The sequence below is a fragment of the Bradyrhizobium sp. CCGB01 genome (assembly GCF_024199795.1).
In the GTDB taxonomy this organism is placed as follows: domain Bacteria; phylum Pseudomonadota; class Alphaproteobacteria; order Rhizobiales; family Xanthobacteraceae; genus Bradyrhizobium.
In genome coordinates this window covers 3,678,235-3,704,740 of record NZ_JANADK010000001.1, presented here as the reverse complement: position 1 = coordinate 3,704,740, position 26,506 = coordinate 3,678,235, and the positions used below count along the sequence as shown (strand labels likewise).

Genomic DNA, 26,506 nt, shown 5'->3' with positions numbered 1-26,506 from the left:
TCGCGGGCGTCGAAGGCTCGGTTGCATTGGGAGTTAGTCCATGAAGTCCAAGAAGCGAGCCAAGGCCTCGGCCGCCCTCCTGCTGGGTTCGTGCGCGGCCATTCTGTTCCTCACGACAAGTGGGCCATCCCTTGCAGCTCCCTACAAGCTGGCACCGGGCGACACCATCGAGATCACGATCGGCGGTCTCCCTGATCAACGCAACCGCACGCAGATCCAGATCGACGGCACGATCCCGCTTCCGGGAGGCGGGACGGTAGAGGTCGCAGGCCTGACCCCGGCTCAGATGCAGAGCCGTATCGACACGCTGCTGCAAGCAAGAATACTGCGCCAACGCCTGACCGACGGACGCGACCAGGCATTCGTGGTCAAGCCCGGCGACGTCATGGCAAGCGTCGTGGAATACCGGCCGGTCTACGTCTCCGGAGATGTGCTCACGCCTGGACAACAGGCGTATCGGGCTTCGATGACCGTGCGCCAGGCCGTGGCGGTTGCCGGCGGTTTCAGCCTGTTGCGGTCACGCGGCATGCAACCCGGTGCCACCGACCCCGCGGATCTCGTACGGGACTACCAGTCTCTCGCGACGGAATACACCAAGGAGTATTTCCATATCGTCCGGACCGCCGCGGAGCTTGATGGCCGCGACACGTTCGACGCGACGCCCCCAAGCGACATTTCGCTGCCCGCGAGCGTGATCGGTTCAGTCGTTCAAGCCGAGAAGGACTCTCTGAAGACGTCGCAAAACGACTACCGCACGGAACAACGTTTTCTGGAGGACGCTGTAAAGCAAACGGACGCGCAGTTCGCTACGCTCAAGAAACAACAGGAAGGTGAAGAGAAGGGAGTGCAGGCCGACGAAGAGGAACTCGAGCGGGTCATGAAGGCGTTCGGCTCCGGCCTGCTGGCAAGTCCTCGCGTCAGTGAAAGCCGGCGCGCCCTGTTGCTGTCCTCGACCCGGCGCCTGCAGACGAGCGTCGAACTCATGCGGCTCCAGCGTCAGCGTGAGGACTTCGTGCGGCAAACGGGACGCGTCACCAGCCAGCGTACGATCAACCTGCTCAGGGAGCAGAAAGACTCGAACGTTCGGTTGGCGGACCTGCGCGTGAGAATGCAGGCGCTCAGCCAAAAACTGCAGCCCGTCGGCGGCTCGGGTGCCATCCCCGTCAATTCAGGTGAGCTCAATCCCGACGTGGTCGTTGTGCGGCGGCTCGGTCAACAGTGGGACAGGATAGTTGCTTCCGTCGACTTCGACGTGGAACCTGGTGACGTAATCGAAGTCACATTACGCCCGTCGGGGGCCAGCCTGTCGAACTGACCACGAGGGGTACTCCCTTATGGGTAAACTGCTCGCGCTCCTTCCGGAGTAGCTTTCGATACCCCCAGGGTTGCACGCGCGAGGCGTAGACCCGCTTTGCTACCCCTTCCTTGATCACAATCGGGTCGGACCCGAAGGATCGAGGACTTTCGCCCCGCTCTGGCCGCTGCGGGGTACCCCCCATTCAACGTTTACACGCTCGCCATAAATTTGGAATCTTTGTGGCACGTTCACTCCATCGGGAAGCGCGGCCGGGGGAATAACAATGTTGAACTTAAGCCAGGCATTGCCAAGGACCACAATTGCTTTGCAGCGTCATTCTTCTGAATCGATATTCAATATTTCCAATCCCATGTCATCCACTCACTCTGAAGCCCATAATTCCAAGCAGGACGGCCTACGCGGAGTGCTCGCGCGCATCGGCTGCGGACAGGTCTTGCTCCGACAAGGTCGGGTCATCGAACTCAGTCCAGCCGGCCGCGCAATATTGGAACGCGAAGCGCGCGCCGATGCGAGCCACGACACGCTCTATGGTGCGGTGAAGCAACTCGTCCACCGCGCAGGCGCACAATTTCCGGCAGGGTCGACATCCTGGCTGGCGACATCCACCAAGGAAGGTTTCACCGCACTGATCAACCAGGTCGCCAACGCATATTCCGACGACACCATCGCGTTGATCCTGCTGGATCTTGATGCCCATCCGGAGCCCTCGCCGCGGACGCTGCAGCGCCTGTTCGGCTTCACCGCGGCAGAAACTCAACTCGCCATCGAGCTGGCGCGCGGCAACAACCTGATCGACATTGCTCGTGCGCGACGACTAAGTCGGACGACAGTGCGCTCCCAGCTGGCATCTCTGTTTGTCAAAACACAGACGCGCCGGCAGGCAGACCTGATCGCGTTGCTCGGACGCCTCGCCGTCCTGCCTTAGCGTGGGCGCGGAATGCGGTGTCTCGTTGTCTGGAATGGTTAGACATCGGAGTACTCCCGGCGCGTTCGGCGAACATGCGCCCGCGCTTCGTTGCGCCTGCAAAAGCTCCGTTCAAGCACGTCCGCGAACCGCCTGCTCCCGCTGTCATTCGAACGCATGAAGACAGGCCGCGGACACGTCCTAACCTGCTCCCGTCCAACTCTTTGCCGGAAAGGCGGGGGCCCTTCGCAAAGACTAACGTCTTGGCACGATTGCTCAAATGGCCCCGAAAGGAACCGACATGGCGCTGCACTTGCTTTGCGTAGGAGGCGAGGATCACGCTCTGCGTATCCCGTTCCTGGCGGCTCTGCAGAAGCGCGGCCTCCGAGTTAGCGCGGCGGGCACCGGTGAGGTCGCTGCATTTGCGAAGAATGGCATCCAGTATCATCAGTATCAGTTCGACAGATTTGGCGTGGGCTTTGCCGATCGTGCCGCCATGGGTCAACTGGCGCAGCTCGTGAAGAGCGCCCGTCCCGACGTGATCCAGACATTCGATACCAAGCCAAACCTGTTTGCACCATTGGCGCTTCGCGGCTCCGTTCCCGTTGTGCGGACCATTAACGGAATGGGATGGGTCTTCTCCTCGACCGAGCTGAGGGCCCTCGCCTTTCGCCCCATGTATCTGGCCATGCAACGCCTGGCTGCGTGCTGGACCGCCGCGACCGTATTCCAGAACAAGGCCGATAAGAGTTTCTTCGACCGACACCGTCTGCTTGGAAAGAGCTCGTCCGTCGTTATCGGAAGCTCGGGGATCGATGTCGGCGCTTTCGAGGCAGCACAAGCGCGAATGGCCTCGCCGGCCGAGCTACGCGCCGAACTCGGGCTGGGCGATGCCGAAATCGTCCTTACGGTAAGCCGACTAACCGTACAAAAGGGCATTGCGACGCTGCTCGAAGCGGCGAAACTCGTTCATCAGGCCCGTCCCAAGGTTCGCTTTCTGCTCGTTGGTCCGCGCGAGAGCGAGGGTCCGTTCGCCGTGGATCAGGCGTTGATCGACGGACACGCGCCATACGTGATTGCGACCGGTGCAAGATCGGATATTCCCGCGCTTCTGGGACTCGCCGACCTCTTTGCCTTTCCAACCGAATATCGCGAAGGCATTCCCCGTGTCCTGCTGGAAGCCGGGTTGGCCGGCGTGCCGATCGTCGCCTCCCGCATGCCGGGGTGCGACGACGTGGTCGTCGACGACTGGAACGGCCACCTTGTACCGCCGCGTGATCCACGCGCGCTCGCGGCAGCCATTCTTGACCTTCTCTCGGATTCCGCGCGCGCGAAGACGATGGGGCAGCGCTCGATCAAGGTGGTGCGCCAGGAGTTTGACCTAAACGTCGTGGCCGACCGTTATACGGAGCTTTACGGGCAGCTTCATTCTCCCGGCCATCAAGTGACGGGCTGGCGACGACGCACAGCAGCAGTGAAATACAATGATGGGTAGTGCCCTTCTTGCGCTTGGCCTCGTACTCGGGACGGCTTCGCAGCTGCGCCTTCCCGGCTTCCCCTTGGGGATCGGTGAGGCCTGCCTCGTCGTCTGGCTCGGTCTCGCATCCCTGCATCTCCTGACCAGTTCAAGAATCTGCAACCCCACTGCTCTGCTCTGGCTCCTCGCATTCTGGGGCTGCTTTGTCCTCATCCAGAGTTTCGGGGCATTCCTGGCGTTGCTGCGCCCAGAGATCGTCGACCCAGAGCTCGTTGTGCACGACATCTTCGCGTACCTCCTCGTGGCGACCATCACCTGCCTGATCGCCGCGACGCTGAGACCGGAAGGTACTCTACGCCAATCGCTATGGTTTCTGATCGGATTCTGGATCATCGCCATGGCCGTGCAGCTCGCATTGGGCTGGGACTATTTCCGCATGGCGTCAGTCGACCCGTGGTACTGGGATCGATTTCGCGGATGGTCGGAGAACCCGAACCAGCTTGCAATCTATTGTGCGGTTTTGACACCTCTGTCGCTGCACATGGCGCTGACCTCGAACGGGTTTGCCCGTCTCGTCGCAGTGTTGAGCTGCCTCGGAACGTTCGTCGTCGGCCGGCTGACGAAGAGCGATACATTCCTTATCTCGATGGCGCTCTCGATACCTCTGTTCATTGCGCTGCAGCTGCGAAGCTGGCTAACGTCGCCCGAGTATCGATTGAGTCTGCGCTTTGCAGCTGCGGCGCTCCTCCTGGTGGCCATAATTCCCCTTTCACTCTCGCTGCTCCCCTACGGGGCGGCAACAGCGAATGACGTCGAGGGGATGGCCGCCGGTATGATGAAGGATCGTGGCGGTGACGCAACTAAGGCAACCGCCAATCTGCGGCTGAGCCTTTGGCAGGACGCCTTGCAAGCCGGTCTGGAGTCCGGGTCGGTTGGACTTGGGCCCGGACCGCACTTGGAGAAACCAACCGGCATCACGGACAAGGGCGTCCCACTCCCCGTGGAAGCACACAGCACACTCCTGGACGTGTTCACCCAGGGTGGGCTGCCTGGGGTGATCATCATTTTGAGCCTGCTCGGAGGCACGCTGGTGCTCCTGCTCCGCGCGCGGCTTGACGCCCTGGCCGTTCTGATCTTTGCGCTCGCCATCTTCAGCATCAGTCATTTCATCCTACGGCATCCGACCGTGTGGTTCGCCGTCACACTTGGCCTTGTCCTCGGCTCGGTTCGGCGACCATCGGCGCAGGCACGCATTGGAAGTTAGGTCATGTGTGGGATTACCGGAATACTTCAGACGCAGCATGCTTCGCGATCCGCCGACCTCGCGGCAATCGGGCCGATGACGGCTCGCCTGCGCCACCGAGGTCCTGATGCGGACGGCTTCTGGAAGGATCGTGACGCCGGCATTGCGTTCGGACATCGTAGGCTGTCCATCATCGATCTTTCCGATGCGGGCCGGCAGCCAATGCTTTCGAGCGACGGCCGCTTCGTCATTACATTCAATGGCGAGATCTATAACTACAAGCCATTGCGACGAGAACTCGAGAACGCAGGCAAGCACTTCACCGGCAATAGCGATACGGAAGTCTTGCTGGGCCTGATCGAGCGATGGGGGCTGGAGAAGGCCCTCCAGCGCTGCAATGGGATGTTCGCAATCGGCTTGTGGGACCGCCGGAACCGCATGCTGCATCTGGCCCGCGATCGGATGGGGAAAAAGCCGCTCTACGTCGCGCGGACGTCGAGTGCGCTCGTATTCGCGTCGGAGTTGAAGGCCATCGCCGCATTCCCCGACTTTCACCAGGAGATCGACTCACGCGCGGTCTCGGAGTTTCTAGCTCGCGGATGGCTGCCGGAAGACCAGTGCATATGGCGAGGCGTCTTCAAGCTTCCACCCGGCGGCGCCCTGTCGATCCGTGCCGAGGACCTCTCAGTCTTGCGGGACGCCGCGGCGCTACGAGAACGCGCGCGCTCCTGGTGGTCGTTGGCCGATGTCGCGCGAGCGGGTCGCGCAGCGCTGGCCGCGGCGGATGACCAACAGCTCGTCTCCCACGCTTGCGGTCTGCTGGAGGCAGCGGTCGCCGACCGAATGGTTGCCGACGTTCCGGTCGGGTTGTTCCTGTCGGGCGGAATAGACAGCTCGACCGTCGTGGCCCTGATGCAAGCCCAATCGACGCGCCCGGTACGGACGTACACGATCGGATTCGGTGAACGCGCATTTGACGAGACGGCCAATGCTGCGGCCGTGGCACGACACCTCGGTACCAGCCATACCGAACTGCGTCTTACCTCTGCGGAAGCCAGAGCGGTCATTCCCGAACTTCCAACCATTTGGGACGAGCCGTTTGCCGATGAATCGCAAATCCCGACGCTGCTGTTGTCTCGACTTGCACGGCAGGAAGTCACCGTTGCGCTTTCGGGCGACGGAGGTGACGAGTGCTTCGCAGGGTATTCCAGACACGTTCTTTCCGCCCGTTTAGCGCCGCTGCTGAACTCCAACCGATCAATACGGACGATGGCCGCAAGCGGTGTGGCACTGCTCGGGCGCGGCGTGCGCGAAAGCATCGTCGAGACGCTTCGTCTTCCAGGCTGGTTGCAGCGGATGACACGCGGCGACCGCATCAACCGCCTCGCAGACCTGATTGGCAGCAATGACGTCGGCGAGATGTACCGTCGGTCGACGCGGCTCTCGGAACTGCAGTTGACGCAAGCGCAAGCAGATCCGGAGTCCGACTCGATTCCGCCGCTCAACGATCTCCTGTCCGATCTTATCGTTCGTGATATGCTTGGATATCTCCCGAGTGACATTCTCGTCAAACTCGACCGTGCGAGCATGGCCACGAGCCTGGAGGCTCGCTGCCCGCTTCTCGATCATCGCGTCGTTGAGTTCAGCTGGACTCTACCGAACTCGGCGAAGGTGCGTCACGGTCAAGGAAAATGGCTCCTGCGCCAGGTCCTTAGCCGTCACCTGCCGCGTCACCTCTTCGAACGACCCAAACAGGGCTTTGACGTACCGATCGGCTCCTGGCTGAGGGGACCTCTTCGTTCATGGGCGTCAGACCTCATTTCCGAGTCGCGCCTTCGCAACCAACATCTTCTGGACGTTTCCCGCGTCCAGGACTGCTGGCTCCAACATCTTAGCGGTCGCCGCGATTTCTCGCGACCGCTGTGGGCTGTCTTGATGCTGCAGTCCTGGCTCGACTCAACAATTGCCTCCGGGACGCCTCGAACAGCGGGCGTCATGGAACCGGCGCAGTAAAGGAGCAGGCAATGGAAGCGTTCGCAGGTAAACGGATTCTGCCGGTGACCGTTCTGTCCCACGGGCGGTCAAAAGCCGACGAGCCTCCTCCCGATGACGCCATCGCGGCATTCAGGCACGTCCTCGATAGCATCAGGCGATACAAGTACTTCATTATCAAAATGATCAGCGCGGGCGCGCTGCTTGCGGTGCTCGGTAGTCTTTTTATGTCCCCCTCCTATCTTGCGACGGCACAGCTTGTCGTCAGCGCTCGCAGTGGCGGAGCAACGGAGAATCCCGGCGCGCCCGGCAATTCCTCCGCGACTGGCGGTTCGGACGACCCGACTATCGATACGCACGTCACGGTGATGTCATCCGATGCCTATCTGCGGCGGCTCCTGCCAGCACTGAGGATGCTCGACAACCAGGCCCACGAAAACGGTTCGTTGCTCCGCACGGCCTGGTCAAAGATAAAGGGGTTCCTCTCCTTCCGGAAAGATCAACCGAGCGATGGCGCGGCGCTGGCAGCATTGAAAGGACGTTTGAAGGTCAGTCAGGAGCGCCGGTCCAGAGTTATCAGCGTAATTGCCAGCGACCCCAATCCGCAACGAGCCGCGGACGTCGCAAACCTGGTCGCCCGATCCTATGCTGACGAGCTAGCCCGGCAAACGCGAGCTGTAGAACTCCAGGCTCTGGACGCCATCGCAGCACAATCGGCAAACGTTCAGCGCGAATTGTCGGCGGCGAAGGCGGAATGGGACGCCGATCACTCAGGTCAGACCTTGTCATCACAGAGAGCCGCCGCGTTGGAGTGGAAAATCACCACTCTGGCCCAGCAGTATGAAACACTGATACGAAAGCGGCAGGCTCTCACCACGAAGGGCGTCGTCGCTGAGCCGGACGTGACCGTAATCGCGGACGCCTCGCCCCCCGATTTTCCCAGCTCGTTGAATCCGTTCCTCCTCGTCCCGCCAATTACGATCGTCTTCGCTCTCATGGCATGTCTCGTCGCGATCATCCTGAAGCACTTCGATCGAAGTCTGCATACCGAGGCAGAAGCTGCAGAGGCATTGGACATCCCGTGCGTCGGATTGATACCCTCGATTCCGCCCGAGCTGAGCACCTCGCCGCAACGGTTCGTAGAGCAATCGGAAGCCTCGTCTAACAGAGCCGTTCGCTCGACCGTAGTTTCTCTCATGACCGCGGATCCAATCGAGCCCCAGCCGCAGCATGTTGTCCTGGTGACATCCAGCTTGCACGGTGAAGGCAAGAGCGCGATCGCGTGGAGTTTCGGCTTCTGCGCCGCGCAGCTCGGACAGCGCGTTCTGCTCCTGGACTTTTCCCAGGTGCCCCGGCGCGTCGGCGGTGAGGCTGCAGATCTCTTCAAGCTCCTGGCGCACGATGGAGCGGCGGCCAAGGCCGTACAGCACATCCCGGAGCTTGGAATCGATTACATATCGTCAAAGTTGTCCGAGGGCAGCCGCCTGGGGCCATTAGCAGGCCCGAAAGTCGCCTCGCTGTTCGAGCACTTTAGAAACACCTACGATCTCGTCGTCATCAACGCGCCATCGCTGGATGATGCTCCGGAAGTGAGACTTCTCGCCTCCTGGGCAGACCATGTTCTGCTTGCCGTCCGCGCCGGCAGCACGAGCCGCGACGTCGTACGGAGCACCTTGAACCGGTTTGCCGGGACGTCGGATTTCGATACTCGTGTCAAGCTCTGGTGTGTCCTGACGCACGGAGTGCCGTCCGAGCTAGCGCGCTCCGATCTGGAGCCGGCATCAACATCGACTTTGATGCGTTACTATCGCTGGTTCAAAGCAGCGGCGGTACGGTGGCTAAGCATCGAACCTGTAATCAATGTTTCCGACCACGCCGAATCTGGCCTGAGGCCACGACAATGACCACCAGAAGGCTTGGTTGATCATTTGGGCCTTTCGATATGGCAGGACGCCGATCGACCAAACGGCGGCTGAGCATGCCAACCCAGCATCCTTCGTTTGAAGTATGCGTGCCCGGGCCTGATTAACATAGGTTGGGACAGAAAAATGACGGGTACGGTGATGCGGCTTCAGAAACTTGGCGATCCGTCTGGCGGTCCATGCGACGCCGTTGACACGCACCTGCCATCGATCGTTCAGCAACTTCCCGCGACGCTGAGCTGGTTGAGCCCCGTAAACGTGCCTCTCGATCTCAACGGCCCGACCGATCGATCATTCGATCCTTTGGAAGCCGGCTTTGCCGGCGTATCGGCCATCGAACACCTGATTGCGGTGACGGCGAAGTTTGCCAACAAGGTCGCAATCAGCGACGGCAATCACTGCTTCACGTACTCACAGCTGTTGTCCCGGGTCTTGACCTTGGCCCAGGCCATCGAGGCGCTGATCCCGGAGGGGGAGGCCCTCGGATGGCTGTTGCGAAGCTCGGCCTGGCAGCCGATCGCCATGCTGGCATGCATGGCAGCCGGACGAGCCCTCGTCCCGCTCAACCCCCGCGATCCAGTGCAGCGGCTCATGGCCATCGCCACGGCCGCCCGGATTTCCGTTCTGATCGGGCACGACGACAGCGATGCTGCCGGGTTGGTCAAGCAACATGGTCTGGTCTGGCTTGATGTTGCGAGCGCCAGCGAACCTTCAGCAACAACCCCCACCCTCACCCAGGTTTCGGTCGATGCGCCGGCCGTCGTGCTTTATACCTCGGGGAGCACTGGAGTTCCAAAGGGCGTGGTGAACAGCCAACGCAACCTGCTCCAGCGCGTCCAGCAATATGTGGATGCATGTCACATAAGTGCGGCTGACGTCTTCATGCCTCTGAGCGGCCCCACAACGATCGCCGGTTGTCGGGAAATGTTGTCGGCTTTGCTGACCGGTGCGAAACTGCACATCGTCGATGTCGAGGCGCTCGGGCTGCGTGGCGTTCTTCGCCAGATCACCACGGAACAGGTGACGATTACATACGTCGTACCAGCTCTGGCGCGTGCATTGATCAGCGCCAGCCGGCAAGGCGATTTCGACTCGCTCCGCATGATACGCATCGGCGGAGAGAAGGTCTTGTGGACCGACATCGCGCTCGTCCGAGGAGCGGTGCAGCCGGGCTGCTTCATCCAGGTCAGCTATTTGTCGACGGAAACCACTGGCACCCAGTGGTTTCTCCCCAAGGAATGGCGAGCGGACGGCGTCAGCGTTCCAGTTGGCTACCTGCTTCCCGGCATATCCTATGCCGTGATCGACGAAAGTGGGAAATCCGTCCCATGCGGGGAAGTCGGCGAACTTGTCATCAAGAGCAGGTACGTCATGCTCGGATACTGGGAATGCGGACGGCTTTCTCCGGCATCGCCCGCCCCGGATGATCCAAAGTCTCGCATCTATCAGACCGGCGACCTCGTCATCGTGGATGTGCACGGACTGATGCGGATCGTGGGGCGGAAAGGACGCCAGCTCAAGATCAATGGTCAACGCGTCGAGCCGGCCGAGCTCGAGAGTGCGCTGCGCAATCTCAGCTATGTGAAGGACGCGGTCGCCGTCGTGACGGACACGAACGAGTTGGTCCTTTTTGCATCGCCCTCCGATCCGCAGAGACCGCACTTCCAGACCGACGTTCGCAACGTGATCCGGCAGGCGGTTCCTGCGGCTTTGCATCCGACCAGGCTGCACGAGATATTGGAGATTCCGCGCCTCCCGGGAGGTAAGATCGATCAAGCCAGGCTGAAACTTCTCGATCTGGAGAGCAAGAAGACCTCGCCCGCGCCTGTGCCGGCGACGCAAGGATTGGCCGAGGCCAACAAGGTCGTGCACCAGGTGTGGAGCAGTATCCTCGGCGTGCCGGAAGCTGCCGGACGCTGGGATGAGGCCGGCGGAGATTCCCTAAAGCTCCTGCGCTGCGTCATGGATATCGAAGACCTCATCGGCCGCGAAGTCAGCATGGAGGCTTTCACGGTCGACATGAGCGCCGAAGACATGGTCCGGGCTATCGCAGCGGTGGATCCACCTGTGCGGCAGCGTCTAAATGACCAAATTCTCCCAGGCCTTGTAATCCTGCCTGGCTCCATGGGGTATGGCCCGAGCATGGCAGCATTTGGCGCGCAGCTCAGCAAGGTGGCGCGGGTGATACCAATTCGCTATCCGGACCTGAGCTGGAGCCTCGCGGGCCGCGATTCCGTCCAGGAGATGGCCGCGATGGCCGTCGAACAGATCAATGCCGCCCAGCCACGCGGTGATGTCCGAATGATAGGCTATTCCCTGGGTGGCGGCGTCGCATTCGAAGTCGCAAGCCGGTTGATCGAGCAAGGTCGTGCGGTCAAATTCCTGGGCATCCTCGACACGAATGTCGGCCCTCGCAGAGCAAACCACCGAGAAGCCCTTTCTCGCACGCTGCAGCGGATTCGATCCCATCGCGTGACGATCTACCGCATGCTTTGCCGCTCCGTGGCGAAGTTCGCCGCTCGCTTGGGCCAGGAGGCTCGCTTCTGCAGGCTCATCGACGCCATCACATGGCCTCGCCTGGCAAACACCCGCTTCATGCTCAGGCTTGAACTCGAGGAAATTCTCCGGATGCGCGCTTTCGGACGCTGGGTTGAGAACACCAAGCCTCGTCTGGCCATCAAAGGGACTGTCTTCGCATGCCACCGGCCTGGCGTAACGCCGCGCCTCGGATGGGACTCCCTGTTTGAGGAGCTGGACGTGATTCCGATCGCCGGTGGACATCTTGACCTGGTGGTCGAGCCTCACCTCGCGATCAATCGACCAGTCATCGAGCGCGCGATCGCAGCGTCCTGCTCCTGATCCACGATACAATGCTTTCTGAGGCGCCGGTCCTGCCACCACAGGATCGTATAGAGAGGCCACGCGGGTTCCGCTCGCACTTGGCTCGAAGGCGCCGTCGCGCCCTTAGGAATGCAGAGTGTGATCGTCAGGGCCGCAGGTAGCTCCAGCCTTGCTCCTGGAGCTCCATGAGGCGGACAACCCCGGATTTGGTGACCTTCGCTTGCGAGATCAGAGGAACTTCCTTGCCCTCGTTCTTCGCCATGTTCTCGCGCGTGTTTCCGCATGCCGAGAAAGTCAGTTCCGGTGTGGTTTCGCTCATCGCCTTGATGCGCCCTTTTACAGGCGATGTGTCATCTCGCAGCATGTGCAGTCCCGGCCCGTACGCGACCACTTCCACTTCGACTTTCTGACTGAGCTCGCCGTAGTGCTGAACGACGTTGCTGACGTTGTTGAGAGCAAGATTCATCAAGGCCGGATCGTTTGCGTCGACATGGATGACAAGCCGATGCGGCGGCTGCGTCCGAGGGGTCGCAACGGTCGCCTTGGCATTAGCATTCCTGGCTGACGCGCCGGGATTTTTGGTGAAGAGAGCGGTTTGCGCAGAACCCTGGGATTCAATGCCGCTTACGAGGATCAGCCCGACAGCCGCCACACCGGCAAAAATGGCAAACGATCTGGTCATGCTGTGCTTCCTGCGTGTGTGATGAAGCGTGCACCCCGCAGGCTATTTAAGCGCGCCCGTGCAGGTCAAGAATCTTCGGGCAATGGTCCGATCGATCTACTTAATTCCCATTTCTGCACGTCTACTCCGTTTTGGCTACCGCGACTGCGACATCGACATGGCGTCAATGAAAGCGGTGTCATGAATGACATGCCATGAGTTCCATCCAACATTTGGGCGTCGCAATGGGGGTGCACGGACACCGTCTGTCGAAGGGAAGCGCCGTCGCGCCAACTGCCACTGCGCGTCAGCCTGGGGATTGGCCATTTCCGTTCCGCGGACGCGGATTGTTCGACATCGCTGGCAGCCGCCGCTCATACGCAGGAGCGGGTATATTCACGATGGTTCTGATCAACGGCCTTCTGCCGCTTCTGATTGGAACTGCCAACGCCAGATCCCGGGACCGGGACGAAGGCGACCGTGGCGCTTCCTTCGCCCCATGGGCGCTGCTCGAGCAGCGCAGTTTCACGCCAGGACGAGAGCAGATCGGCGGAGTGGAATTGAGGATGCTCCTGGTTCAACGCGCGGACGAGGCTCAGCCCGCCGCGCCACGGCCCGCTGGCAGCAGGCCGGCGGCAGCCGGATCGCGCGGGGCGGCGACCTCAAGAGAGCCGCAACGCTCCGCAGCTGAAGTCCCTGCACAGGAAATGCAGGCTTCACCGCCCGCGACGTCAAATGCGGCTCAAGCTGCTTCCGAGACGGAGCGGTTCAACCAGCACCTGTTGCTGGATCAGGAGCGGCAACGAGCGAACAGGCTTGCGCGCGAATTGGCTGCGGCCCGAGCGGAACTCGACGCGGCGCGGCAGACACAGACGCACAATGTCCGCGCCCTCGAGATCGGTATTCAGCAAACGCAGGCGCTCGAACAGGAACGGCAAAAGACTGACACTCTGTCACGTGAGCTCACCTTCCTGAGGGCGGAGCTCGAGGTCGCACGGGTCGCGGCCTCAAAGGCCATGCAGGCATCCGAAGCCGAGCTGAAGCAGGAACGTCCGCTTGACCGACGGAATGGGGCCAAACGCTTTGCTCTCCAGCTAGCCTCGCTTCGCTCGGAGCTGGAGGCCGCCCGCAGCGCAGCATCCGAAGCCACGAAATCTGCCGCGGCGGAGACCGCACAACGGCAAGCTCTCGAGCGCGAATTAAAGCAGGAGCAGGACAAGACAGAAGCCCTGATCGGCGAACTCGGCACCATCAGGATCGCGGCCTCCGAGACCGCGAGGGTCAACGCTGCAGATGTCGATCAAAGGTCGATGCTGACACAGGAACTCGAGAAGCAGCGAGACAGGGCCGAGGGCGCGGCGCGCCAGTTGACCTCCCTTCAGGCCGAGCTCCGTGCAGCGCAAACCGCGAACTCTGAGTTGGCTGCCCACCGCGCTGCAGACGACAGGGACAAGCTGGCGCTGAAGCGGGAGGTCGAACAGCAGCGTGACCGCGCGGACGCTCTCGCGCGCGAGGCGGCGTCGCTGAAGGATCAACGCGACCTGGCGCGGGCTGAAATGTCAGAGGCCGTACGAACCGCCGAGGCCGCCGCAAAGGCCGAAGCCAACCGCGAAAAGGAGCGTCCCGGCAGCGCCGCCGCGCGGCCCTCAACGCTCCCGTCTGTTCGGGATCATCTGGCCGCATGGAGTGCTTCCACTGTTGTAGCGGCGCCCTCGCGCGAGCCCCCGGGCCGCGCACCAAGCCAAAGCAGCCTGCCGCCTGCCGCTTCGCTTCCGCTCTCGCCTTCGGCATCCGCGCCGATAGCACCGAGCGCGCAGATCACACAGGCCACTGCCCTGCCCGCCTCTAACCCGAGGGCCATGGCAGCGGTGGACCGCCAAACCACAAGCGGAGCGCAGCGCCCGCTTGCGAACGAGGAGAGACTGCTCGCGCGCGCCAGCGCATTATTGCGGCAGGCGGACATCAACGGAGCCCGCGGATTGCTGGAATACATTCTTGGACATGGCAGCGCGCAAGCGGCCTTTATGTTGGCCGAAACTTACGATCCTCACGTGCTGCAATCCTGGGACGCCCGCGGCGTCGCCGGCGATCCCGCGAAGGCGCGCGAACTGTATGAACGAGCTCAGGTTGGCGGCATTCGCGATGCAGAAGGACGGATCAAGGGGCTCAAATAGCCGCTGGAGCGAGCCTTCGAAACCAGACCAGAGAGTGGAGAGGTCCATGTCATTGAGCAAGCTCGCATTCACGGTCGCATTGGCACTGTTCGGCCTGCAGCTTGCTGCCAGCGCCCAATCTCGTTCGCCGCGCGAGCCGCTGGCACGGAATGCCGATACGGCCGCAAAGGAACGCATCAATGCATGGACGGTGGGGCTCGCCGGAGGACTTATCGAGGGCGCGCCGCTTCGGCTCGCCGCAGAGATCGCACGCGTCGTCAACGAGGAAGACAAGCTTCACGTCATTCCGATCGTGACGACCGGCGCCACCGAAAACGTCAACTCGCTGCTCTATCTCAGGGGCGTTGATGCCGCGATCATCAACATGGATGCCCTGGACGAGTACAAGGCGCAGGTTCCGTCGATCGAACGGCGCATCGTCTATGTTCTCAACCTCTTCCCGGCCGAGCTGCACATCTTCGTGCGTCCCGAGATCAAGTCGCTCGACGACCTCAAGGGAAAGAAGGTCAACTTCAACACCCAGGGTACAGCAGCCGCTTATTCTGGTCCGCTGATCTTCAGCCGGCTGGGACTGAATGTCGAAAAGATGTTCATTCCCCACCAGGTCGCATTGCAGCAGATGAAGAGCGGCGACATTTCAGCGGTTGTCTTCATCACATCAAAGCCGGTCGATGCCTTCTTGAAAGGACGCTGGGATGAAGGATTCAAGTTCCTGCCCATCGAATACGACCCCAGATTTGAAGACTACTATCTTCCGTCGTCCCTCGATCCAAAGGACTACCCAAACCTCGTGCCAGAAGGCAAGCGGATCGCGACCATTGCCGTCCCCACGATTCTTGCCGCCTACAACTGGCAGCCGCAGACCGATCGCTACCGGCGCATGGTGCGCTTCGTCGACCACCTGTTCGGACGGCTCGACCGGCTGCAGTCCGCTGGCTTCGATACAAAATGGAAGGACGTGAATCTCCGCGCCAGTGTCCCCACTCTGACCCGGTTTGCTCCGGCGCAGGAATGGCTCGATCGCTCGCCCAGCGCGACAGTCGGACTGTCGCGATGAAGCGACTCGGTACCCTTGCGGCCTCCTTGCTCGCGGGTATCGGTCATCTAAGCTGCGCTCAAGCCGGCGACACGCCAGATCGTTCGAAGGCATGCGCGCGGTTGCAGGGAATGGAGCACATGACCTGCGTCGACGATCAGATTGCGGAAGCACCTGAGCAATCCGTCAGAGCTCCTCAAATTCCGAACTGGATCATCAGCGAAACGACATCACCGGTGGACCGCAAGCCGCAGATCGCCGCGCAGACCACCGGACGAACCGGCCGGAAGGATGGACCCTCGTCGCTCGCCATACATTGTCGCGGCAATAGGACCGAGTTGTTGCTCTCCTCGGCGAGTTCCTGGACCAAAACTCCGGTCACCGAAATTAGGGTCGTATTCCAGATCAACGATCAGCCGCCTGTCGACCAGCGCTGGAGGGTTGCTGATGGCGGCCGAAGCCTTGCCCTTCCGGGCGATACCGTCCGCTTCATAAACTCCATGCCAGGGACAGGCCGGCTTCTGGCCAAAGTGTATGCTGACACGGCTACACCCTACGAGGAAACATTTGAACTGACCGGTCTCGACGCCGTCCGTGGGCGGCTTGCAAAGATCTGCGCCTGGCGGTCTGGCTGACCAGCCAGAAGGCGGGCTGAACATTTGAAGGAATGCGTCACGCGTGAGGTTTGAATGCGATGAGCGAAACGATCAATGTAGCCGAGGCTTATGAGCGAGGACGCACCCGGTTCATGGGAATCGAACTTCTGGTTGCTCCTGGCGCGCTGGTGCCCCGGCCGGAAACCGAGCTGCTTGGCAGCACCGCGGTTGAATCACTGCGCCGAACGGGCCTTCCCGCGCCGCGGATCGTCGACATGTGCTGCGGCGCCGGCAATCTGGCATGCGCGATCTCGCTCAATATTCCTGGCGCTCACGTTTGGGCCAGCGATCTGACTGAGGGATGTGTCGAGCTCACCCGGCGTAACGTCGCGCATAAGGATCTCGGGTCTCGTATCACCGTGCTCCAGGGCGATCTGTTCGGGGCCCTGACAGGCCTGCAACTCGAGCAAACCATCGATCTGATCGTCTGCAACCCACCCTATATCTCGGAGGCCCGGCTCAACGGCGATCGCGCTTCCCTGCTCGCAGACGAGCCGCGCGAGGCATTCGCGGCCGGGCCCTACGGATTGAGCATCCATATGCGCGTTACGAAAGACGCACCTCGCTACTTGCGGCCAGGAGGATTGCTGTTGTTCGAGGTGGGCCGCGGCCAGGATCGACAAGTGGCAACCCTACTCGAACGCAACGCCGCCTACGAAAATGTCGGCGTGGTCTCGGACGAGACGGGCTCCGGTCGCGTCGTTATGGCGTACGCGAAGGAATAGCCAGGTTCGAGCACTTCCCCGTCATGATGGTTGGCATTGCAGGGTAGCACTCCGAACCCAGCGGCCCTTGCGCGGGCCGGCCAGCGAAAGCCGATACGTTCTCAGCTCTCCCGCATCCCGCGCCGGATCGCGTCCGTGATCGGCTGGGTCAGATAGGCAAGAATTGTGCGCTCTCCGGTTGCGATCAACACATCGGCCATCATGCCCGGCTTGAGCTTCTCACGGACTTTCTCGGGGAATTGCGTCACCTGGACCGAGACCTTCACCTCGTAATAGGGCTGATGCGTGGCATCGTCGCGCGCGGCGTCGGCCGCGATCGAAAGAACCTCTCCGAGAGCGATCGGCGTGGTGCGCGCCTTGAACGAGGGAAGCCGCACTTCTGTCGGCAGGCCGAGCTGGACGTGATTGATATCAAGTGCCGACACCCTTGCGGCCACCACGAGAACGTCGTTGTCTGGCACGATCTCCATCAACACGTCGCCCGCCTTGATCACGGCACCGATCGTGTGAACTTTCAGGTTCACGATCCGCCCCGATCGCGGTGCGCGTACTTCCATCCGGGCCAGGACATCGACCGCGACGCGCAGCTTCTCACGTGCATCAGCAAGCTGGGCGCGCGTATCGGTGAGCTTGCCGGTTGCCTCTTCCAGCACTTTCTGCCCGACCTGGTCGATCTGGAGCCGCGACTCGTCGATGATGCGGCCATAACGAGCGATATCCGCCTCGTATGCGCCGATCTTGCCCTCGAGATCCGCTTTGGAACGCTCCAGCGTGGCGACGCGGGCGAACGGTACGATGCCCTGATCAGCGAGCGGCTTGAGCTTGGTATATTCCTGACTGACGCTGTCGAACTGCGCCCGCGCGCCCTTGTTTTGAGCGGTATTCCCCTGGATCTGACGCTGCGCCTGCGCGATACGTTCCTCGAGAATCGAGACCTCGATCTTTCGCGCAGCGCGACGTTCATCGAAGCGCCGCTTCTGGTCACCCATTGCACGTATCGCGTTCGGATCGGAAACCTTCTGGAGCAGCTCGGACGGAAACGTAATGCTGTCTCTCCCTTCGGCTTCCGCGTGCAGGCGCGCCTCCTCGGCAACCGCCGAGTACACCGCCGAGCGAGCGATCTCCTCCTTGGCCCGCTCCTGGGTCGGATCGAGCCGCAACAGGACCTGACCTTCCGCGACATGAGCATCGCCTGTGACCAGCAGGTTCTGGACGATTCCGCCCTCGAGGTGCTGCACCACCTTACGGTCGCTCTCGACAACGACGGAGCCGGCCGCCACCACGGCACCGTCGATCGATGCGAGGGCGGTCCAGCCGCCAAATACACCAAAGGTGAGGAACACGACCAGGAAGCCCCGCCGCGCAGGCGTCTGCCAATCGCCCGACGGACCCTCGTTGTCGTTGTCCACGGACGCTCGGGACCACAAGATCGGCAGCTTCGCCTTCACAAGATTCGGCAGTTTTGTCTTGGCAAGAATCGGCAGTTTCGCCTTGGCAAGATGGAGCAGCGACTTTGTTGTCGTTGTTATCGTTTCCGCCGTCGCAAGGAGTTTGCTCGGAGCTCGCGGCGCCTGCGCCGCCTGATTGGTTCTGTTGAACTGCCTCAGGATCTCCGCCAGTTCGTCGTGAAGAGCGTCTGCTCCCCGCTGCAACATCTTGTCCATTACTGCCTCGTCGCGTGCGCCTGACGCACCTGATTTGAAAGCTGCGCGTGACGGTGAGCGCCATCGCCACGATGGCTTCCATCAGCATGGTGATGGCGATCAGCGCGATGATGCTCAGCGGGCTCGCGCGCGTCACGCCGCATCGGCGCAACCGTTTTCCCAAGCAGCGTAGGCAACATTTCCTCGCGCGTCCCGATTCGTCCGAGCCGTCCCTCGTGCATGAACACGATCTTGTCTACCGCGGCGAGCAGGTTCGGGCGGTGATTGATGATCACGATCGTCACCTTGTTCTGCCTCAGCCGCTGGATCGCATCGGCCAGCGCGCGATCGCCGTCACCATCGAGGTTTGCATTCGGCTCGTCGAGCACGACCAGCACCGGCTTGCCGAACAGTGCGCGCGCGAGCCCGATGCGCTGCCGCTGACCACCGGACAAACCTGCGCCGTTGTCTCCGATCACGGTGTCATAGCCCTTCGGGAGACGCTGGATCATCATGTGCGCCGACGCCAACTGCGCCGCCTCGACGACCGCCTCGTCGGAGGCGTCGTCGCGGAAACGTGCAATGTTGTCGCGCACGGTACCGGCAAACAGTTCGACGTCCTGAGGAAGGTAGCCGAGGTTCTGTCCAAGGAAATTGGGATCGAAATGCCTGACGTCGTTGCCGTCGATGCGCACGCAGCCGTGCACCAGCGGCCAGGCGCCGACCAGGGCCCGCGCCAACGACGATTTTCCAGAGCCGGACTGCCCAACCACGGCGACCACTTCGCCGGGCGCCAGGCGGAACGAGACGTCGGCGATGGCCGGCAGTTGCGATCCGGGGACGAGCACCGTCGCGGCCTCGAGCGAGACCTGCCCCACCAGTGCCGGCAGTCTCGTCGGCCGCCCCACTGTCGAACGCGCCTCGAGCGCGCGATTGAGCCGGGCATAGGAGGTCCGCGCGGCAACCAGCGCCTTCCATTGCGATACCGAAGCCTCCACGGGTGCGAGCGCGCGTCCCATGATCAGCGACGCCGCAAACAGCACACCTCCCGAGATTTCCTGCTGGATCGCGAGGTATGCGCCTACTCCCATGATGGACACCTGAATCGCCATGCGCAGAAATTTCGAGATCGCGAGCAAAGTCCCTCCTCGCTCCCCGGCCGTCGCGCTTTGCAACAGCGCCTGACCGTGAGTTTCCGCCCAGGCGGCGCGGACCGCGGGTCCCATTCCAAGCGCGCGGATCGCTTCGGCGTTGCGCAGCGACGAGGTCAAGCGGTCCAGTGCATGAAGATTCTTCGATGCAGCCGCATTCAGCGGCGTCTTCGTAAGCCGCTCGTTGAGGAAGGCCAGCGTCAGGATAATGACCGCGCCGATCAGGGCGACGAGGCCGATCAGCGGATGGAGCAGAAAACAAATCGCGAGGAAAATCGGCGTCCACGGCACGTCCATCAGCGACGTGATGACGCCGCCCGACAACACTTCACGCAAGGTGTCGACGTCGCGCAGCAGCTGAACGTGATGCGAGCTGCTCGTGCTCAGCGCCTGTCCGAGCGCTGTCTCGAACGTGTCCCCCGAGATTATCCGATCAAAGTGAAGCGAAGTTTGCACGAGAACACGGCTGCGAAAATGCTCGAGCGCCGCGTAGCTGATGAAAAGAACGAGCGCGATCACCGAGAGCAGCAGCAGCGTCATCCCGTTTCGGCTCGTCAGCACCCGATCGTAGATCTGCATGGTGTAGAGCGGCGAAACGAACACCAGCAGGTTGATGAAAATGGACAGTCCGCCGGCCGCGAGCAGGCCGGGACGTATCCGACGGAAAGCGTCCGCAAGCGCAGACTGTTTTGCCGAAGCGAGCATGTGCATATCCGGGCCGCCCTTGGCCGGGCGGCGGTAAGCGGTTGAAAATTGCATGATCGGACGTCAAGACGCCCGCATTTCAACATTCCGCCGCGCGCGGAATGCCACCCCGCCTCTCGACCGCCCCTGTGGTCGCGAGGAACTCCCCCAGATTAGACATACGCGCGGCGCACCGCGCGTATGTCCTTGTTGTTGTAGACGACCTACGAGCTTACGAGTGCCACGCGTGATGATCGTGATGGTGAGACATCAGATCAGCCAGATGCGAGACGAACGACCCTGTGTCCGACGTATCCGTCTGGTCGGACGCAGCATCCGCAGTCGCGGTCGACGTGGCATTGTGACCCCGCCACCAGGAATGATCTCCGGATCCGGACACGGACGACGTGGCGGCATTGATCCACTGCGAGAAATCGAGCCCACCGCCGCGGTGGTAGTGCCCACCGTCGCCGTCGCTCGTCTGCCAACCGCCCGACCAGTTGCCACCGCCCCAGTTGCCGTGGTGATGGCCACCCCAGCCGCCAGTGTCCGTCGTACCGCCGGTCGACGGATCCGTCGTTCCGTCCGAGCCCGACACGGGAGGGGTGCTTCCGGTGCTACCGCCAGCGTCGGCAACCGGCGGCGTCGTGGTGCCATCCGTGCCGGTGTCACCGCCAGCGTCCGCAACCGGCGGCGTGCTGCCGTCCGTGCCGGTGCTACCGCCAGCGTCCGCAACAGGCGGCGTGCTGCCGTCCGTGCCGGTGCTACCGCCAGCGTCCGCAACAGGCGGCGTGCTGCCATCCGTGCCGGTGCTGCCGCCATCGTCCGCAACCGGCGGCGTGTCGGTCACCGGATCCGTAACGGGCGGAACGGTCGTGCCACCCGACGACGTGTGCTCGCTGGTATTGTGCGCCAGGAACACCTGCTGCAGCTCCGGCAAATCCTCAAGCGCGGTATCGCCATTCTGCGAACCCCAAGCGTAAGCATAGTCGAACGCCGGATTGGGAACGAGGTCCGCCCAATGATCGATCATCGCCTGCGCTTGCTCGGCAGAGGGCACCGCGACCTGGCTGCCGGTTTCGGTGGACCAGCCGCCGCCTCCGAACGCCTGGTAAACCGGAACGATGGACTCGAGCGGAATTCCGGCCTGCTCGGCAGCAGCGACGTACTTGTCGATGGTGCTGAGGTCGACGTCGGGACGATCCGTCCAAACCGGATACCAATCGAGACCGAAGTAATCGATGTGGGTGTTCTCCTGGTTGTAGCTGTTCATGTAGTTCGGATCGTCCGATGACCCCGTGTTCATCAGGACGGTGAACGTCTTGGCGTCGGAGTGCGCATGAATCCAGTCGGATTCAGCCTTCAGATCCGCTGGGTCGGCTTGCGGTCCCCACTCTCCGGTCAGATCGGGCTCATCCACAAGGTAGAAACCGAACACTTTCGGATTGTTGAGGAAAGGCGTCACCTGGTCGATGAAGTCCTGAGTCACGCCTTGGTACTGATCGAGCCAGACCAGACCCTGCACGCCGTCGGGCAGTGCATTCACCTGGTCGACATACTGGACATCCGCGAGATTGAAGCCAGCTTCAGCTGGTGCGAAGTTACCTTGCGAGTCCAGACCCCCGCCCGCAGCGTAGTGTAATGTTGCCAATGATATTCCCCTGTCTGTGTTGAAACCCCCAGTGACCTGTAGGTCTGAGCGCCCGACAACCGATCGTGCGTCCCACCGAGGTGAACGTATGTTTACGTTTGAGGCAGGAATTTCCGTTCCATCAGGCGTAACCAAGGGATTATTGTGCCCAAAGTTTGCACAACAACTCGTCGGCGCCGATTGCCAGATCTGACGGGAAACTTGTTTTGAAAGATGATTCAACGATATGCGGCCGCTTCGAGCCGAGACCATCGTTGAGATCCGGCACAACGCCGACAAAATTGTTCGGAGCCGGAAGCGGCAACGAACCGTATTGATTCATGTCCGCGGATTACCCCCGATGACGGATGTTCTCCAAATCATTTCCGTTGTTCATTACGGGGCGTGACGCAGGTGGATGTAGGTGGATAGAAGATTCAAGCGGAGCGGCGTCAGCATGCGCCGGTATTGTGGCACCAAAATAGCGCTCGCTTGCGAGGCAAATCGCGAATTGCGGAAGGAAGACATTCGGTCTTAGGCGCCGGATTAAGTTACCTCTTCGGCATCGATGTTGGCGGCCCGCTTTTCGACCAGCGCGCGCGATCGAATTTGTCCCGCCCGTTCGTTCACTGCGCGCGCTAGCGACTTTTCGAGTAGCATTAGCTCATTCGTTGCCGAGGACATCATGTCAGGGTCGGCCCAAACGAACCTCAAATTTCCGCCGGGCTCACGAATTCAGGTAGAGCCGGCAGCCGGTCCTCGCTTGGCCGGAAAGACCGGAACGGTGGTTGGGGCCGGATACTATCCGAAAAGTCTCCGCGTAATTTTGGACGGATCGAAGGGACCAATCACACTTCACGTGGACTACGTGGCCATGATCGACCCGTGAAGCGGATGCCGCGTCCACGGTCCACAAGGCGCTCTTCAGCGATCGGCGCGTCCCGGAGTTACCCCTGAAGTATAGCCGGCCGCTGATCCAGCGTTAGACCGCCCTTTGGACCCATTTCAGCCAATCTGTTGTTTGCTTTTCATTGCTCGGGGCAGGATCCATTAATCTGGAGCCTGCAATGCTCAAGCAAGTTATTTCCGCCTGTTGCTTCGTTGTAATCACCTCTGCCAGTTCGGAAGCAAGACCATATCGCACAGAACGTGCCTCTGAATGCAACGTCACCATGCCTTGCGACTTCTCTTCCTATTCGCAAACCTTGAACCAGCGTAAAGAGGTCCAATACTCATTGCGGACTTACCGTTCAAAACAACTCGCCGTCGTCGCCGGGACAAGTACCGCAACACTTGATAGTCCGGCCAGCACTCGGATCGTTGGCGGTCGCCCCTCGGGTTGCCCGTCCTCATTCTGTGGTTGTGCCGCGGCTTTGCACTTGTTTGGCCGCATCGTGCCGGAGTTGAATCTCGCGGCAAACTGGCTGCGATTTCCGCGTACGTCGCCAGCACCAGGAATGGTCGCGGCAAGACGCGGGCACGTTTTCGTCCTGGAGCAGCATATCGGAGGCGACGTCTGGATGGCATATGACGGCAACTCGGGTGGACGCGCAACGCGAATACACGCGCGATCATTGAGAGGGTATACAATTGTGAATCCGCGCGGCGCGTCGACTTGAATAAAGCCTTTCATGTAATCGGCAAGTCAGTTTCCAAGCACCGGCATGCCTCCACCACGACAAAGGCATGCTCTCGTCACCAAGCCGCTCTTCTCCCTGCTTGAAGTACTTCCTGCCGCCCCGCGCAATCATGTTGGTTTCGTCGGGGGCCTTGGTCAAATGTGCTGGCGGCGCCGATCGGCAGCCGCCAGCCAGACACGCCGCACGGCAGCAACTTCGACACTGCACATCGGCAATTTCAGAAGAAGCAGCACTTCGACGCCAAGCGACGACGGATCGCTGTGGCATGAAGCAACGGCCAACTTTCAGTCGGCGCCATCCGTCAGCCAGGCAAACAATCAAAGGTTGCGAATAGCCAAAGCACGACGGGTCCCGACGGTCTCACGCGCTCTTTGGCCGAAGCGCGACGACAGATCTCGTGTGCTCCCCCTCCTGCATCGCTCCCTCGATAGCCTTCTCGAGCGCGGCCTGATCGAACGGCTTCGACAAGCGTTGCAGGTTGGAACGCGCTCCGATGGGAAGCTCCGCGTATCCGGTGCTCAGGAGGATCACTGTCCCGGGACGCTCCACGACCACCGCTTCAGCAAGCTGCAGGCCGGTCATGCCCGGCATGGCATAATCGGTGACAACGAGTTCGATGGTCCGCGTGCGGCGGAGAAGAGCCAATGCCTCTTCGCCCGACCGTGCCTCGACCACTGCATGCCCAAGATCCTCCAGCATTGCCGCCGTATTCTCGAGCACGAGAGGATCGTCGTCGACCAGAAGCACAGAAAGCCGGCGGTTGGACCGAAGTATGGGGGCCGGAGCCTCCGCGCGCAGCGCTGGCAGCGCAGCCTCCTCCCCGGCTACCGGCAGCCAGATCTCGGCCGTCGTACCCACCCCAAGGCGGCTCTTCAAGACAAGCCTGCCGCCGGACTGCTCGGCGAGGCCGTGAACCATCGATAGTCCGAGCCCGGTGCCTTTGCCGATGCCCTTCGTCGTGAAGAACGGCTCCTGAGCGTGCTTGAGCGTCTCCTCGTCCATGCCGCAGCCGGTGTCGCTCACCGAGAGCGCGACGTAGCGAGGCGCGCCGGCTTCGTGCTGCTCGTGTCGGGCGGATATGGTTATCAGGCCACCGGCCGGCATCGCATCACGAGCGTTTACCGCGAGATTGAGGATGGCCAGTTCGAGCTGGTTGGCGTCAATCTTTACGTTTGGCAGGTCCAACGGAAACAGTGTGTCGATACGTACGCCTGCCTCGAACTTCAGCAGTGAGGCCATGCCCCGCACCAGCGCGGCGATGTCGACGACAACCGGTTTGAGATCCTGTTTACGAGCGAAGGCGAGCAAGCGTTGGGTGAGCAGAGCGCCCCGCTGCGCGCCTTGCATCGCGTTGTCCACAAGACGCTGTATCTTTGGATCATCTGTTTGCAGGCGCTTCTTCAGCAGCTCGAGGCTGCCGAGAACGGCGGCGAGCAAGTTGTTGAAGTCGTGGGCCACGCCACCGGTGAGTTGACCGATGGTCTCCATTTTCTGCGATAAAGTCAGCGCTTCGCGTGCCCGATCCAGCGCGTCCTGTGCCCGTCTTCTCTCGCTGATGTCGCGCACGATCTTGGCAAACCCGGTGATCGAGCCGCTTTCGTTCCGTACCGCGACCAGGGTTGCCTCGGCCCAGAAGCGGCTGCCATCTCGGCGCACGCGCCAGCCTTCTGCTGCCGACTTGCCGTCCCGCTCAGCCTCAAGGAGCGCACGTGCCGGCACCCCGGACGCACGGTCTTCGTCGGTATGAAGGATCGCATAGCCTGTCCCGACGATGTCGTCGCCATAACCCATCAGCCTGCGCGCCCCGAGATTCCAGTTTCCCACGGACCCATTCGGCTCGAGCATGAACATGGCGTGATCGGCGATCCCCTCCACCAGGAGCCGAAAGCGTTCTTCACTACGCCTCAGCGCACTGGCCTCGCGTTGGGCGCGCTCCGCCGAAGCCCTATCGTAGACGGCAGCCGCAATCCCGATGCTCAGGATGAGAATGGTGGCGCCGGCGAGCAGAAATGCCAGCGGCGCCCGACCCACGACATGTCCAGCGTGTCCCGCCATGGTGGTCGCAGGCACGAACGAGGCACCTTCCATGGCCGCGTAATGCATGCCGGAAATCGCGACACCCATGACAAGCCCTGCGAACAGCCGCTGCGTCGCGTTTGTCTTGCGAAAGGCGAGCCAGAGCGCCACGACCGAGGCGCACATCGCGATCACGACCGAGAGCACGACCCATCGAGGATCGTACTCGACGGACGCCGCCATCCTCATTGCGCCCATGCCCGTGTAGTGCATGCCGGATATGCCCAGCCCCATCGCCAGGCCGGATACCAGGAGCGCCTGCGGGCGCCTTCCGACCACGGCGAAGGCCGCGGCCGCGACAACGATGGGAACGACAAGCGATAGAAAGGTGAGGAATGGATCGTAGGAGATCTCGACCCCGGGCAGCCTGAAAGCCAGCATGCCGACGAAATGCATGGACCAAATGCCGCCGCCCATAGCGGTGGCCGCGGCTGCAAGCCAGGCTGCACGCGCCCGCCCGGACGCGGCACGCATGCGGGTCGCAAGGTCAAGCGCTGTGTAGGAGGCAAGCGCGGCGATCAGGATCGACAGCGCGACAAGAACGGGATCGTGAGAAGCTGCATGGTGATTCATTTTCACGGATTGTAACGGAAGTCCGGTGCGAATTCACCCTAAGTTGCATAGCGGCGGCGGGATCCGGACCACGCCGTAGCCGTCAAGGCCCCCGTCCAACGCTTGATCGTTGCTGCACGAACGATCGCACCCCTGACGCACTGCCCCGCAAATTCGCTAG

Annotated in this window: 16 protein-coding genes; 11 read left to right on the top strand and 5 right to left on the bottom strand. The window is 61.6% G+C overall.

What is annotated here, in order from left to right; translation table 11 throughout:
* Positions 1-40: 40 nt before the first annotated feature.
* From NLM25_RS16780 to NLM25_RS16750, 7 genes are all read left to right on the top strand, one after another.
* Complete coding sequence (locus NLM25_RS16780) at positions 41-1,315, top strand: polysaccharide biosynthesis/export family protein (RefSeq protein ID WP_254118017.1); 1,275 nt, start codon at positions 41-43, stop codon at positions 1,313-1,315.
* A gap of 265 nt (positions 1,316-1,580) precedes the next feature.
* Complete coding sequence (locus NLM25_RS16775) at positions 1,581-2,243, top strand: helix-turn-helix transcriptional regulator (RefSeq protein ID WP_254137695.1); 663 nt, start codon at positions 1,581-1,583, stop codon at positions 2,241-2,243.
* A 280-nt stretch (positions 2,244-2,523) separates the two neighbouring features.
* The gene (locus NLM25_RS16770; protein WP_254137694.1) at positions 2,524-3,717 is read left to right on the top strand and encodes a glycosyltransferase; all 1,194 of its coding nucleotides are present in this window, start codon (positions 2,524-2,526) and stop codon (positions 3,715-3,717) included.
* Positions 3,707-4,963, top strand: a complete 1,257-nt coding sequence (locus NLM25_RS16765) for an O-antigen ligase (protein WP_254137693.1) — start codon at positions 3,707-3,709, stop codon at positions 4,961-4,963. The genes NLM25_RS16770 and NLM25_RS16765 overlap by 11 nt, the downstream gene beginning before the upstream one ends.
* 3 nt (positions 4,964-4,966) lie before the next feature.
* Entirely contained in the window at positions 4,967-6,955 is a 1,989-nt protein-coding gene (gene asnB, locus NLM25_RS16760; protein WP_254137692.1) for an asparagine synthase (glutamine-hydrolyzing), read from the top strand.
* Between the two features lie 11 nt (positions 6,956-6,966).
* Positions 6,967-8,838: a hypothetical protein gene (locus NLM25_RS16755; protein WP_254118012.1), complete on the top strand. Its 1,872-nt coding sequence runs from the start codon at positions 6,967-6,969 to the stop codon at positions 8,836-8,838.
* A gap of 144 nt (positions 8,839-8,982) precedes the next feature.
* A complete protein-coding gene (locus tag NLM25_RS16750) occupies positions 8,983-11,715 on the top strand; it encodes a non-ribosomal peptide synthetase (RefSeq protein ID WP_254137691.1) in 2,733 nt (910 codons plus the stop codon).
* A gap of 127 nt (positions 11,716-11,842) precedes the next feature.
* Here NLM25_RS16750 and NLM25_RS16745 read toward each other — a convergent pair whose 3' ends face one another.
* Positions 11,843-12,379, bottom strand: a complete 537-nt coding sequence (locus tag NLM25_RS16745; RefSeq protein WP_254137690.1) for a DsrE family protein — start codon at positions 12,377-12,379, stop codon at positions 11,843-11,845.
* 380 nt (positions 12,380-12,759) lie between these two features.
* Between NLM25_RS16745 and NLM25_RS16740 the strand changes: the two genes are divergently transcribed.
* From NLM25_RS16740 to NLM25_RS16725, 4 genes are all read left to right on the top strand, one after another.
* A complete protein-coding gene (locus tag NLM25_RS16740) occupies positions 12,760-14,532 on the top strand; it encodes a hypothetical protein (protein ID WP_254137689.1) in 1,773 nt (590 codons plus the stop codon).
* A 46-nt stretch (positions 14,533-14,578) separates the two neighbouring features.
* Positions 14,579-15,589 carry a TAXI family TRAP transporter solute-binding subunit gene (locus NLM25_RS16735; RefSeq protein ID WP_254124251.1) on the top strand — a complete coding sequence of 337 codons (1,011 nt, stop codon included), beginning with the start codon at positions 14,579-14,581 and terminating at the stop codon, positions 15,587-15,589.
* A 119-nt stretch (positions 15,590-15,708) separates the two neighbouring features.
* Entirely contained in the window at positions 15,709-16,203 is a 495-nt protein-coding gene (locus NLM25_RS16730) for a hypothetical protein (RefSeq protein ID WP_254137688.1), read from the top strand.
* Positions 16,204-16,262: 59 nt separating this feature from the next.
* Entirely contained in the window at positions 16,263-16,949 is a 687-nt protein-coding gene (locus tag NLM25_RS16725; RefSeq protein WP_254137687.1) for a HemK/PrmC family methyltransferase, read from the top strand.
* Positions 16,950-17,050: 101 nt separating this feature from the next.
* On the opposite strand, the gene NLM25_RS16720 is transcribed toward NLM25_RS16725, so the two are convergent.
* The 4 genes from NLM25_RS16720 to NLM25_RS16700 form a co-directional block, all read right to left on the bottom strand.
* Positions 17,051-18,613: an HlyD family type I secretion periplasmic adaptor subunit gene (locus tag NLM25_RS16720; RefSeq protein ID WP_254137686.1), complete on the bottom strand. Its 1,563-nt coding sequence runs from the start codon at positions 18,611-18,613 to the stop codon at positions 17,051-17,053.
* Positions 18,613-20,454, bottom strand: coding sequence for a type I secretion system permease/ATPase (locus NLM25_RS16715; protein ID WP_254141197.1), 1,842 nt, complete (start codon positions 20,452-20,454; stop codon positions 18,613-18,615). Before NLM25_RS16715 ends, NLM25_RS16720 begins: the two co-directional genes overlap by 1 nt.
* A gap of 205 nt (positions 20,455-20,659) precedes the next feature.
* Positions 20,660-22,078 carry a calcium-binding protein gene (locus NLM25_RS16710; protein ID WP_254118005.1) on the bottom strand — a complete coding sequence of 473 codons (1,419 nt, stop codon included), beginning with the start codon at positions 22,076-22,078 and terminating at the stop codon, positions 20,660-20,662.
* Between the two features lie 1,979 nt (positions 22,079-24,057).
* The gene (locus tag NLM25_RS16700; RefSeq protein ID WP_254137684.1) at positions 24,058-26,346 is read right to left on the bottom strand and encodes an MHYT domain-containing protein; all 2,289 of its coding nucleotides are present in this window, start codon (positions 26,344-26,346) and stop codon (positions 24,058-24,060) included.
* Positions 26,347-26,506 lie beyond the last annotated feature (160 nt).